The organism is Roseomonas aeriglobus, assembly GCA_016937575.1.
GTDB classification, from domain to species: Bacteria; Pseudomonadota; Alphaproteobacteria; order Sphingomonadales; family Sphingomonadaceae; genus Sphingomonas; species Sphingomonas aerigloba.
Map to the genome: position 1 here is coordinate 3,279,585 of JAFHKN010000002.1, position 12,757 is coordinate 3,292,341.

Below are 12,757 nucleotides of genomic sequence, written 5' to 3' on the forward strand. Positions count from 1 at the left end.
TAACCCGCACACGCGGGCGCGCAACGGCGTTTTCCAAATCCACCGATGTTTGTGTTACGAACCAGTTCCTCTTTTTGCTTTGCCGTTCAGGATCAGGTTGATAGGATGATGAAAAGCGCCGGTCGAAGCAGGCTGGCAGTGTATGTGGGAGGATCGTCGATGAAACGCACTCTATGCGCCCTGATGCTCGTGAGCGCCGCTGCCGCGGGCCATGCCCAGGACCGTCAGTTTCCGACCGCCGCCGCCCCGGTCACCGAGGACAAGTTGCCCGTTGTGCCCGTATCCTTCCCCGGCGGCGTGAAGGCGTACCGCGACGTCACCTACCAGACGATCCCCGGTTATCGGCCGCAGATCGTCGACATCTACGTGCCCGCATCGAAAGGGCCGCACCCGCTGATCCTGTACATCCATGGCGGCGGATGGATCGGCGGGCACACGCGGCATTCGGGCGCGCTCGCCGATTTTCCCAAGGTCCTGGCATCGCTCGCGAGCGAAGGCTTCGCCGTCGCCAGCCTGGAATATCGTCTGTCGGGCGAAGCCCGTTTTCCGGCACAGTTGCAGGATTCGAACGCCGCGCTGCGCTTCCTCCGGAGCAAGGCCGGCGACTATGGCATCGATCCCACCCGAGTCGGCGTGTGGGGTGGGTCGGCCGGCGGTCATCTCGCCGCGCTGACCGCGGTCACGTGCCGCGACACCGCACTGGATCCGGCGGCAGCGGGCGATGGTTGTGTTCAGGCTGCGGTGACCTGGTACGGCGTCTACGACTTCCGCGGCATGACAGCGACGCCCGACGGGAATGCCGCGGGCGGCAAGCTGCTCGGCTGCGACGCGACGTGTCCGGCCGACAAGATCGCCGCGGTGAGCCCGGTCACGTACATAAATGCGAAAGACCCGCCGTTCCTGCTGATCCACGGCGAAGAGGACAAGGTGGTGCCGGTCGCCCAGTCGCGGCTGGGCGAAGCGGCGCTGCGCAAGGCCGGGGTGAAAGTCGAATCGATCTACATCCCCGCCGTCGATCACAGTTTCATTGGCAAGACGCCGCAGGACACCCGGGCCGCGACGCTGAAGGCGACCAACGCGACCTTCGACTTCTTCCACAAAACGCTGGGCGTGCCGCGCCGGTGACGGGGCGTACACCGTTTGCGGTCATCGCACTGGCGACGCTGACCGCGCAGAGCCAGCCCGTCGCGCCGGTCCGCACGACGGATGCCGGACGGGTGGAGGGCATCGCACTGCCCTCGGGCGTCGATGCTTTCCTGGGTGTCCCGTTTGCGGCGCCACCGGTGCGCGACCTGCGCTGGAAGCCGCCCCAACCGCGCCGGCCCTGGTCGGGCATCTATCATGCAGACCGCTTCGCGCCCGAATGCCTGCAACCCTTACGCAGTTCGCGGCAGAACCATTATTTCGGCGAGGAAGCGACCAGCGAAGACTGTCTGTATCTGAACGTCTGGGCGCCACGCGCGGCGAAGAAGGCGCCGGTGGTCGTGTGGATCTACGGCGGCGGCTTCACCATCGGGTCGGCCAGCATGGCGAACTACGCGGGCGAGCCGCTGGCGCGATCCGGCGTCGTCCGGGTCAACCTGGCCTACCGCGTCGGCGCTCTCGGCTTCCTCGCGCATCCCGCGCTCAGCCGCGAGCAGCAGGGCCGGTCAGGCAACTACGGTCTGATGGACCAGATCGCGGGCCTCGACTGGGTCCGTCGCAACATCGCGCGCTTCGGTGGCGATCCTGAGAATGTGACGATCGTCGGCCAGTCGGCCGGATCGATGTCGGTGGCGCTCCTCCAAAGCAGCCCGGCCGCGCGCGGGTTGTTCCGCCGGGCAGTTGGTATGAGCGGCAGCCCGTTCGGCGGCATGCTGGGTCCGGCCACGCTGGCGACCGGCGAGAGGCAGGGGTCGGAGCTGGCGACGGCGCTGGGCGCGACCACACTGGATGCCCTGCGCGCGGTGCCGGGCGACCGGATCGTCGCCGCGCAGGGCGCCCGCGTGTCGATCGTGCAGGACGGGCATGTGGTGACCGGCCCTGCCGAGGCGGTCTTTGCGGGACGGCGCCAGAACGACGTGCCTGTACTGATCGGCTACACCCGCGACGAGAGCTTTCGCCCCTTCGACCGCATTGTCGATCGCTCCGGGCTGACCGCCGCGGTGCGCGAACGCTATGGTGCGCGGGCCGACGCTATCTTGAAGAGCTACGACACCGGCGATGCCAGCCGCGATGCCGCCGACATTGCGCGAGATGCGTCGGTTGGCGTTCAGATGGCGGCCTGGGCGAGCCATCAGCAGCGCTACGGCACGGCGCCTGCCTATGCCTATCTGTTCACGCGTCGCCAGCCCTATGCCCCCGGCATCACCTTCAGCGACCATGATCCGGCGACGGCCGGCGCCTATCACACCGGCGACGTGCCCTATTGGCTGCGCACCCGCGATTCACTCAACCTGTTTCGCCGTACGCGGGACTGGGAACCGGGCGACGTGAGCCTTGAACGCGAGATGTCGGACGCGCTGCTGTCGTTCGCCCGCACGGGCGTACCGACCAGCCCGACCATCGGCCGCTGGCCGGCGTTCGACCCGACCAATCCGCGCCTCGTCCGATTGGCGCCGCGCAGCGAGACTGTCGCCTGGCCGCACTACCGCGACATCGCGCTGTTCGACGGGGCCGCGGTGCCGCCGCGACCGGCAGGCGCGCGTCCGCGCGACTGAGGGATGCTGGCGCTCGCCCTCGCCGCGGCGCTGGCCGTGCCGCCGGCATGCGTCGCCGACGACGGCCTCGCCTATGTCTGCGGGACGGAAAAGCCGGAAGACGTCGTGGCGCTCCCCGACACGCGCTGGCTGATCGCCAGCGGCTTCGCATCCGGCGCGGGGCTGAAGCTGGTGGATACGACCGCCCGCCATGCGACGCGTTGGTACGCGGGCGGTGCCGTGCAGCACCGGCCCGATCCGCGCTGGATGCGCACCTGTCCCGGTGCTCTCGACCCTGCGCTGTTCAACGCCCGCGGATTGTCGCTCCGCGCGACCGGACCCGGCAGCTGGCGGTTGCTGGTCGTCAATCACGGCGGTCGCGAATCGATCGAGATGTTCGACATCGCCGCAATCGGCGACGCCGCGCCGACCCTGACCTGGCGGGGCTGCGTCACAATGCCGGCAGGCCAGGTCGCGAACAGCGTCGCAAGCTTTGCCGACGGGACGATCCTGGTCACCGTTCTGACGCGGCCGGGCACGACGATCGGCGACTTCATGCTCGGTCGGCCGACCGGCGCGGTGTGGCGGCTTTCGCCCGGCGCTGACCGGTTCGAAGAGCTACCGGGCACCGAACTGCCCGGAAACAACGGGATCGAAACCGATCCGGACGAGCGCCATTTCTATGTCGTCGCCTTCGGCTGGCACGCGGTCGTGATGTACGATCGTCGCGACACCCGTCGGCCGGTCGACCGGATCGTTGCGCCCGACTTCATGCCGGACAATATCCGCTGGTCGGGCGGGCGGCTGCTTGTGGCGGGCATGCGGCTCGACGAGCCCGCATGCGGCGGACTGCGCGCGGTCGTCGATGGCGTTGCAGACCCGATGCTGTGCCATCGCGGCTGGGTGGTCGGCGCCGTCGATCGCACGGCACGTCGGATCGCGACCGTGGCCTATGGGGGCCCGCAGGCGCACTTCAACGGCCTGTCTGCCGCGGCGATCATTGGCGATCGGCTGTGGCTCGGATCCTTCCAGTCCGATCGGATCGCCTACACCTCCCTGCCGAAACCCGAGAGTGCCACGCCATGACCAGCCTCAACGCCATCGCGACCGTGTCGATCAGCGGGACGCTGGAGGACAAGCTGCGCGCCGCCGCCGCGGCCGGGTTCCGTGCGGTCGAGATATTCGACACCGACTTCGTCGCATCCGCCCTGACCGCCGAGCAAGTCCGCGCGCTGCTGGACAGCCTGGGCCTCGCGTGCGTGCTCTACCAGCCGCTGCGCGACGTCGAGGGGATGCCCGAGCCGCACCGGACCCGCGCGCTAGCCCGGGCGCGCCAGAAGTTCGAAGTCATGCGGACGCTCGGCTGCGACCGGCTGTTGCTGTGTTCGAACACCTCACCGCTCGCGTCCGGCGACCGCGACACGATCGTTGCCGATCTGCGCGCGGTGGGCGACATTGCCGCGGAATATGGCGTCACCGTCGGCTATGAAGCGCTCGCCTGGGGCCGCCACGTCGCCGATCACCGCGACGTCTGGGACATCGTCCAGGCGGTCGACCATCCGAACATCGGCATCCTGCTCGACAGCTTCCATTCGCTTGCGCGGCGAATTCCGATCGAATCCATCCGCGCGATCGATCCAGCGAAGCTCGTCTTCATCCAGCTAGCCGACGCGCCACTGCTCGACATGGACTATCTTTACTGGAGCCGCCATTTCCGCAGCCTGCCCGCGCAAGGGGGGTTCGACCTGACCGCCTATGTCGCCGAGATTCTTAGGATCGGCTATGACGGGCCGCTGAGCCTGGAGATCTTCAACGACCGCTTCCGCGGCAGTTCGGCCGAGATGATCGCGCGCGATGGCCTCCGCTCGCTCGATGCGCTGCGCGATGCGGCGGCGCGGAAGCTGGGGCGTGAGACGACAATGCCCGCCCGCGCCAAGATCGACCGCGTCGAGTTCGTCGAATTTGCAGTCGCCGAGAAGGATGCCAATGAGCTTGCCGCGATGCTGCACAGTGCCGGCTTCGACCGGGTCGGGCATCACCGCAGCAAGAGGGTCGATCTGTGGCGCGCGGGCAACGTCAACTTCGTCCTGAATTACGAGGACGATGGCTTCGCCGCCAGCTATCGCACCGTTCACGGCACCGCGATCTGCGCGATCGGGCTGGTCGTTGCCGATGGTCCGGCGGCTGTCGCGCGCGCGCGGGCGCTTGGCGTGCCAGAACATCCCAGCGATCTGCCAGCGATGCCCGCGCTGCGCGGCGTCGCGGGCAGTCTGGTCTATGTCCTCGACATCGAAGCGGCGCGGACGATCTGGGACGACGAATTCGTGATCGACGCCGCGCCTGACGGGCCGCGCGTGGATGTCCTGGCGATCGACCACCTCGCGGCGACCGTCCACCATGACGAATTCCTGTCGTGGCAACTCTACTGGCGCGCGCTGTTCGACGTTCAGGTACAGACACCGCAGGACGTGATCGATCCCAACGGCCTGGTCCAGAGCCAGGCGATCCAGAACCGCGAGGGGAGTTTCCGCATCACGCTGAACAGCACGGACGCCCCCGGCGCGCTGTCGGCGCGGTTCCTGACGCAATCCTTCGGCGCGGGGTTCCAGCACATCGCCCTGCGCGTCTCGGACGTCGCCGGAACCGCGGCGGCGCTGGCGGCACGCGGGCTCGAACGCCTGCCGATCCCGGCGAATTACCATGACGACGTGGCGGCGAAATTCGGCCTGTCCGACGACGAGACTGCGGTGCTACGGCAGTATGGTATCCTGATCGACGAAGAAGCCCCCGGCCGCCGCTATCACCAGCTGTACAGCCGGGCGTTTGCGCGGACGTTCTTCTTCGAATTCGTCGATCGCGCCGATTACGATGGCTATGGTGCGCCCAATGCGCCGATCCGGCTGACGGCGCAGAACCGCTTTCGCCCTGCGCCGCCGCTCGATTGACCGGTCAGTCGAGTACGATCCGCTTCACGTCGCCCAGCACGACGATATATGCCAGCGCGCCCAGCAGAGCGACGACGCCGATGAAGGCGAGCGCATAGAAGAAGCTGCCCGTCGCCGCGACGATCCCGCCCACGACCAGCGGCGTGACGATGCCGGCCAGGTTCGCCGCCAGGTTGAAGATGCCACCGGTAACACCCAGCATCCCTTCGGGCGCGATATCCGAAATCAATGTCCAGCCGAGCGCGGCCATGCCCTGCGCGAAGAAGGCGAGGCTCAGGATCGCGATGACCGCGGCGTTGCTCTCCACGAAGTTCGCAGCGATGATGGTCGATGCAAGCAACAGTCCGAGGATGATCGGCAGCTTGCGCGCGACATTGGGCGACTTGCCCTGCCGCAACATCCGGTCCGACCACCAGCCGCCAAACAGCACGCCGACCGATGCGGCGATGAACGGGGCGATCGCGAAGAAGCCGATCTTCAGCCAGTCCATGTGCCGCTCGGTCGCGAGGTAGGTCGGAAACCAGGTGAGGAAGAAGACGAGCGTCGAATTGCCCGCGAACTGGCCGAGGCAGATGCCCCACATCTGCCGCGTCTTGAGCAGCTTGCCTGCCGCCGACCAGTCGAAGCGCTGCACCGGCGGCTGGTCAAGCAGCGCGCCACCGGCGACGATCTCGTCGAGTTCCGCCTGGTTCGCGCGGCTCTGCCGCGGTTCGCGATAGCCACGCCACCACACGATCGCGAACAGCAGACCGATCACGCCAGCCCCGACGAACAGCGACCGCCAGCCAAACGTGGCAAGTGCCGCGAACAGCAGCGGGCTGAGGAACGCCAGGCCGATATATTCGCCGACCGTGTAGACTCCGGTCGCAAACGCACGTTCGTCGCGAGGAAACCACGTCGCGACGACGCGGCTGTTCGCGGGAAAGCAGGGGCTCTCGGCAACGCCCAGTGCCAACCGCAGCCCGATGAGCGCCCCGACACCGTGGACAAACGCCTGCAGCAGCGTGAAAAACGACCAGAAAGCGACCGACAGGCAATAGGTCAGCCGCGTCCCGAAACGGTCGAGAAACGCGCCACCCGGCACCTGCGAGGCGGCATAGGACCAGCTGAACGCGGAGAAGATCACGCCCATCAGCGCAGCGTTGATCCCCAGCTCCTTGGTCAGCGCCGGTGCTGCCACGCCAAGAATCGTGCGGTCGAGATAATTGATGAGCGTGCCCGTGGCGATCAGCGACAACATGACATAGCGTTGTCGCGTGGGAGCAGGCTCGCCCGCATGCACAACAGTCCCCACCATCGGCATGGCCGCGGCTCCTCTCCCATGATCGTTGTATCAGTTATACGGACCAGTTCGTAACAAAATCAAGGGTGGAAAGTCTGTCGCTTTTCCGATCGCACCAGTTGCGATCTAAGCCTGCAGCTGTTGCATAGTCCCCGCCGCCATTCCTCGGCGCAGGCGAAGTGAAACAAACGCGAGGATCGTCAACGCGATGTTGCCGCCTTCGAAACGGGCGGTTGCGGCCCAGGCTGCTATTTGGTCGGATGATGAGCTGGTGAGCACGACGCTTCGGTCAACACGTTGGCCTAGGCGAAGCTGCATGAGGCCTGTCCGTTCAGCAAGTCGTCGCTCAGCGAGACGTCAATGCTTTAGCTTATCCGACGCCAAGGCTCAATGATGGACGCGACGACCTACGATAAGCGCTATGAAATTTAGTCCCCTCGCCGCTGCGGCCTGAGCGAACGGCGACTTACGACGGTTGACGCCCTAAAGCAGCCGTTCCGGTTTCCACCCATTATTGACGTCCGCGCCGTGTAAGGCGGCTCAAGTTCTGGCGATAAAATCAACACAGATCTCGGCAGACCTATTTTGCGCTTCAACTAAAGATCAATCAGGTAAGCGCCATGTGAGCTTAACGACGCTCCACCACCCGATACGCTCGGCGCCGGAACATAGGGAAGCAAGTGAGAAAGCCTCGGCTGGTTGGTAAAAATCCAGGCCGCCAGCTCGCGCCAGTGTTCGATCCCCGGTTCAGGCGACTGCGTCGATCGCCACATTTTGGCAGCGAGCCAAGTCGACACCACATCGGATTCGCAGTAGCGTTCGATCCGCGCATATTCGCCCTGCGCGGCAAGTGCGGCGACGCTGGTGCCGGCGATATCCAGTTTCGCGGGGATGCCGAAGCCGGCGCATACGTCGGCCAGTCGAGGTCGAACGGCGGCGCCGTTGCAAGTAATCTCGTCCAGAAGATCGTTGTGGAAACCAGCGTTCGATCGATTTCCGGCGCGTAGTAGCATTGGGGTGTGCTCCCCAGTCATGGCGGCGCGAGCGAGAAGTACGGGGATGTCGAATCCTCGCCCGTTGTACGTCAGAAGCGTACGGCATCCTTCAAGGCGACGTTCGACCTCTGCGACGATGGCGCGCTCAGACATCATCGCGCGGGAAAACGTCTCGATCTCAAATCTGTGCCGCTGATCGCGGTTGCGCTCGACGGTCAGCAGCGACACGCATAGCAGCTGATGCAGTGGCCACGCCGGGAACCCGGCGGCGGGGTCAACGCCCGCATTCTTGCATGCGTCCAAGTCTACGACTGTCTCAATATCGAGAACAACATTCATTTCTCATCTCCTGTGTAACGACAGAAGACTTGCTTGAAATCCTTTGACGCGAGCCTCGCTTGCGTTCCGCCAAGGTCGCATCCTATCTGAAGCATGGCGGCGAAGCGAAGGCCGTTGCATCGCCGTAGACTTTCCGCTTTCGCGACGATTTAACGCGTGATATTTGTCGCTGCGTCGATCGCTTTGAAGATGCGGGCCTTCGACAAGGGTCAGGTGGCGTGATCTGGGCGCCACAGGGAGAAGCAGCGGGGCGCGTCAACCCCCAGTCGGTCGTGGCCGCCCCCGAGTGCGGTCCAGCCCCTAGAAAGGGCAAACCCAACCCGATCGCTGCCAGGATGCGGTCCATAGCAAAGGCTATGGTCGTATGCGCTCCAGCCCTGCCCCATCTAATCGTCGATTGCTAACCTACACTCAGGCGGCGAATGCGGTTGCGGAGAATGTGCGTGCTCTCGGCGGCGTCATTCCGGTCGCGACTCTGATTGCCAATAGGATCTGCGACGCCGGATCTGGGCCGCGTCTTCAACCTGCAGAATTTCAGGCAGCGAAACAATACCGCGATGCCACTCTTCGCAACACATTGGCTACTAATACCGGGTTTGTGCCGGAACGTAATTTAAAGGCGATCAAAGATCACTTGTTTGCGATCACATCGCCCGAACGAAAGGAAGCGGTCGAGGAATGGGTGCTTGCTGACTGGATACACAGTCGACTGATTGATCACGCAGAGATGCTATTCAAGCTCAGCTCGACGCATCCCAAGGTCTACGAGGCGGCATTCGGCCCGTCTGTCAATCAGACGATTGAACTCGCCCGGCGCGGTAACGTGAAACATGCGTGGGTGCGCGACCTGTGCATCAATCAGGCTCGGTTCGTCCTGGTCGCTTCCGCTCATTATCGGACCAGGCATGTCCGCCAGATTGCGACCAGCCCGCTCGGCGGGCTCTTCTGCGGTATTGAAGATTGGAAGTCGGCTGGCCACGTTCTGCTGACGACCATTGCTGAGCCGGCGCTGCGCATCCAGCGCATCTATGAATGCGCGCAGACCTTCCTCGGCACCGACAAAGCGGTCCGAAATGTGCTGGCAGAGAAAAAGCTGCTGCTCAACAACGAGGCAGGCGACTTTGTCCACTTGGTCGCACTTGAAGTCCGCGCCATTCTCCAGCGTCGCCAGATCGATCCGGGTAAGGTCGAGGCGTTCCTCGATCAGACTTGGGACCCACTCGTCGAAGCCGGCGCGATCACCCGCAAGACCGTCAGAGACGAGGGCCTGAACAACATCAGCCTGAGCAGTCTGTGGTATGGGCTCGAACCCTCCGAGCTTTCCGCGTACATCGCGATACAGTTACTGAAGGCTCTGAACGCGGTCGATGACTTGGTTGATCGCGCATTGCTCGGGCGAAAAGGTCAGCTCGTCGCTTGGGAGCCGACTAAGGCCGCAGCCACAATAGCGACGACGATCCTGCGTTATGAAAGCAGGCCCGATCGCGAAACCGTCCAGATGGGTAAGAGCAGAAGCGGAGGCGATGGCGGCATCGATGCGGGATTTAACGGCTCGCGCAAACCATTGGCTACGATGCTCGAGAAAATAAGTGATCCCGCCATCGAAAAGGCGGTGTCGGACGTCTTCGGTATAGATCCGACGAGGCTTTTCCTGTGAGGTCGGTTTTACACGTCGGGTTACCGGGGGTGCCTCCGCGAATCGGCTCAAGGCTCGTGGATGAGCACCACGCTGTCTTCACCCCGAGTGATCGATCGGTTGCCGGAAACTCTTCCAATCGATCGTTCAGAATCCGAGTGGCTCCTCTCGCTCCTGAGCGCAGACGAACTCAGCTACATCTTCGACGGGCACGCCGGTCATGTCGAAGACTAAGCGCGTTTCTCCGAGCGTCGCGCATGCGGCCTCCCGCGGCGACCTTCCTGCGGACGAGCTTTACGACCAGTATGACACGTCTGAGGATGTCGTGACGCTTTGTCTCGATATTCTCCGTGAGCATTGCAAGCTGGACGACATGCTGATGGTCGATCCGTGTGCAGGCACCGGTCAATTCTTCAACCGATTTCCCTCCGGCAGCCTGGGCTATGAAATCGACCGTGAGTGCGACGGCGTGATCAAGGCAGACTTCTTCGACGTCACGCTGGAGAGTGATCGCCCGATCGCAGTAGTCGGCAATCCGCCCTATGGCTCTAACGGAAACTTGGCCAAAGACTTCTTCAATCATGCAGCAAAGTGGGCCGACGTGGTCTCGATGATCTTGCCGCGCTCATTCCGGAAGCCTTCGGTTCAAAACAAACTCGACAAAAACTTCCGCCTTCTGAGAGATGTAGATCTACCTCCCAACGCGTTCATATTCCGTGAGGCCCCGTACGACGTTAAGACCGTCTTTCAGATCTGGGTACGCTGCCGCGAACCTCGGGAACTGCACCGCTTGGAGAGAAAGCATCCGGACTTCGAGTTCACGACCGCCGACCGTGCCGACTTCGCTATCCGACGCATTGGCGCACGCGCAGGCGCGATCCACCACGATCCTCTCACTGCAAACCCTGCGTCGCATTACTTCATCGCGGGCGATGTCAAGGCTGCCATGGCGCAGATCAACTTCAAGGCCGTCGCCAGCAATGTGGCAAGCATCCGCAGTTTGTCGCAGGCTGAAATCGTCGTTCTCTACGACGAGTTCCTCCGCCAATCTCCGCCAACTCCGAAAGGGCCGATCATGTCTAAAGCTCGAGTCGAACGCGCGCTCGGCTATGTCCGGGTTTCCACGCAGCGTCAGGCCGACGGTGGTATCAGCCTCGACAACCAGGAACAGCTGTTGGCTGCGCATTACGCTCAGCGCGGCATCGAACTTGTCGACATCTACCGCGATGGTGGTTTCAGCGGCACCACCGAGAACCGGCCCGGCTTTCAGGCGCTGATCGAGCACGCGCTCCGTTCGGGCAGCGGCATCACCGAGATCGGCGTGTACAGCTTCTCCCGCCTGTTTCGCGACCATTATCTGCTCGAACATTACCGCCGCAAGCTCAAGCGCGCCGGTGTGCGCATCGTCGCGATTACCCAGGAAGTCGGCCAGGATGCCGAAGGCGACCTCGTCCGCTCCGTTCTGTCCAACTTCGACGAGTATCAGTCGCGCCAGACCGCCAAGTTTACGCGCGACACGATGAAGCGCAATGCCGAAGCCGGGTTCTGGAACGGAGCGGTTCCGCCGTTCGGCTATGTCGCCGAAGTCGCCGAGATGCGCGGTCCCAAGGCGAAGAAGCGGCTGGCGATCGAACCGTCCGAGGCGCTGCAGGTCCAGCAGATCTACCGCATGAAGCGGATCGGGATCGGCCACGGCCCGATGGGCTACAAGAAGATCGTCTGCCATCTCAACGCCAGCGGCGCGACCCTGCGCGGGCGCAAGTGGCATGTGTCGAACGTTAAGGACATCCTCCAGCGCTCCACCTATCGCGGCAAGCACGTCTATGGGGTCAACGACACCCGGAACGGGATCAAGCGCCCGGAAGAGGAATGGCAGATCATCGACGTGCCCGCCATCATCCCGGAGGACGAATGGCTCGAGGTTCAGGCAGGTATCGCCCGCAACGCTCGGCACATCACGGCGCCGACGTTCGTGACCGGGCCGACGATGCTCGCCGGCATCGCCAAGTGCGGACACCCCGAGTGCGGGCATGCTCTTACGATCGCGACCGGTAAGGGGGGGCGCTATCGCTACTATCGGTGCTCGCGCAATCTGCGCCGCGGCGAGACTGCTTGCCAGGGCACGAGCATCCGTGACGAAAAGCTCGAGACGATCGTTGTCGATGCCTTGGCCGAGCGAGTCCTGCGCCCGGAGAGGCTTCAGCAGCTTCTGGCCAATCTGCTTGACGACAGCTCTGCCGCCATGCGCGAGCGGCAGGCTCACCTCAAGGCACTGCGCACCGAGCGTACCCGCGTCGAGGGTGCGATCCAGAATATGTTCGATTTTATCGAACAAGGGGTCGTGTCGCCCCGCGACGCCGATTTCACCGCGCGCCTTGCCGCGCAGCGCACCCGGCGCGCCGATCTTGAGCAGGAAATCCTGCTGGTCGAACGGCAACTGTCCTCTGCCGACCGACGCGTCACCCCCGAAGCCGTCGCCCGGCTCGGCGACGTCATCCTGACCAAGTTGCGCGATACCGATCCCACCACGCGGCAGGGTTATGCCCGCCGCTTCATCACCAAGGTGGTCGTCGCACCGACGACGATCACCATCACCGGGCCGATCAAGCCGTTGGAAATCGCTGCTGATGGCGGTGCCGACCAACAGGCACCGCTGGTGCCCTCTCTTGATCGGGAGTGGTGCCCAGAAGAGGACTCGAAAAGGGTTCAGGAGCCCCAGAAATCTCCCGTTTTCGAGAACTGGTATAGGCCGATACCTTCACCGATACCCTCGCACTTTTTTGCTGAGAAGGTTCGAGTCCCAAAGGTGCAAATCGCGGACTTCGCGCCGCCGATTCGCAGCGCCATGTTTTGAGCGGTCAGGTTACGCAGTCGGTCTGAAA

Annotated in this window: 8 protein-coding genes; 6 read left to right on the forward strand and 2 right to left on the reverse strand. The window is 63.9% G+C overall.

The features are described from left to right. Positions 1-159: 159 nt before the first annotated feature. Genes JW805_16010 through JW805_16025 form a run of 4 tightly spaced genes read left to right on the forward strand, consistent with a single transcriptional unit; the run spans position 160 to position 5,623 of the window. On the forward strand, positions 160-1,125 hold the full coding sequence (locus tag JW805_16010; protein ID MBN2973511.1) for an alpha/beta hydrolase: 966 nt from the start codon (positions 160-162) through the stop codon (positions 1,123-1,125). Next, positions 1,122-2,699 carry a carboxylesterase family protein gene (locus JW805_16015; protein MBN2973512.1) on the forward strand — a complete coding sequence of 526 codons (1,578 nt, stop codon included), beginning with the start codon at positions 1,122-1,124 and terminating at the stop codon, positions 2,697-2,699. The genes JW805_16010 and JW805_16015 overlap by 4 nt, the downstream gene beginning before the upstream one ends. Before the next feature lie 3 nt (positions 2,700-2,702). Next, positions 2,703-3,764 carry a hypothetical protein gene (locus tag JW805_16020; protein ID MBN2973513.1) on the forward strand — a complete coding sequence of 354 codons (1,062 nt, stop codon included), beginning with the start codon at positions 2,703-2,705 and terminating at the stop codon, positions 3,762-3,764. Then, complete coding sequence (locus tag JW805_16025) at positions 3,761-5,623, forward strand: sugar phosphate isomerase/epimerase and 4-hydroxyphenylpyruvate domain-containing protein (protein MBN2973514.1); 1,863 nt, start codon at positions 3,761-3,763, stop codon at positions 5,621-5,623. The genes JW805_16020 and JW805_16025 overlap by 4 nt, the downstream gene beginning before the upstream one ends. A 4-nt stretch (positions 5,624-5,627) precedes the next feature. Here JW805_16025 and JW805_16030 read toward each other — a convergent pair whose 3' ends face one another. Further along, positions 5,628-6,926 (reverse strand): MFS transporter, encoded by a 1,299-nt coding sequence (locus JW805_16030; GenBank protein MBN2973515.1) that lies wholly within the window; start codon positions 6,924-6,926, stop codon positions 5,628-5,630. Between the two features lie 575 nt (positions 6,927-7,501). After that, positions 7,502-8,239 carry a ribonuclease H-like domain-containing protein gene (locus JW805_16035; protein MBN2973516.1) on the reverse strand — a complete coding sequence of 246 codons (738 nt, stop codon included), beginning with the start codon at positions 8,237-8,239 and terminating at the stop codon, positions 7,502-7,504. A gap of 364 nt (positions 8,240-8,603) precedes the next feature. Between JW805_16035 and JW805_16040 the strand changes: the two genes are divergently transcribed. Beyond that, positions 8,604-9,896, forward strand: coding sequence for a hypothetical protein (locus JW805_16040; GenBank protein MBN2973517.1), 1,293 nt, complete (start codon positions 8,604-8,606; stop codon positions 9,894-9,896). A 199-nt stretch (positions 9,897-10,095) separates the two neighbouring features. Further along, positions 10,096-12,729, forward strand: coding sequence for a recombinase family protein (locus tag JW805_16045; GenBank protein ID MBN2973518.1), 2,634 nt, complete (start codon positions 10,096-10,098; stop codon positions 12,727-12,729). The last annotated feature ends 28 nt before the right edge of the window (positions 12,730-12,757 follow it).

What these genes read in the sequence shown, in the direction of transcription:
- JW805_16040 (MBN2973517.1), top strand. Translation starts at nt 8,604, where the DNA reads ATGCGCTCCAGCCCTGCCCCATCTAATCGTCGATTGCTAACCTACACT.
- JW805_16035 (MBN2973516.1), bottom strand. Translation starts at nt 8,239, where the DNA reads ATGAATGTTGTTCTCGATATTGAGACAGTCGTAGACTTGGACGCATGC.
- JW805_16030 (MBN2973515.1), bottom strand. Translation starts at nt 6,926, where the DNA reads ATGCCGATGGTGGGGACTGTTGTGCATGCGGGCGAGCCTGCTCCCACG.
- JW805_16020 (MBN2973513.1), top strand. Translation starts at nt 2,703, where the DNA reads ATGCTGGCGCTCGCCCTCGCCGCGGCGCTGGCCGTGCCGCCGGCATGC.
- JW805_16010 (MBN2973511.1), top strand. Translation starts at nt 160, where the DNA reads ATGAAACGCACTCTATGCGCCCTGATGCTCGTGAGCGCCGCTGCCGCG.
- JW805_16045 (MBN2973518.1), top strand. Translation starts at nt 10,096, where the DNA reads ATGTCGAAGACTAAGCGCGTTTCTCCGAGCGTCGCGCATGCGGCCTCC.
- JW805_16025 (MBN2973514.1), top strand. Translation starts at nt 3,761, where the DNA reads ATGACCAGCCTCAACGCCATCGCGACCGTGTCGATCAGCGGGACGCTG.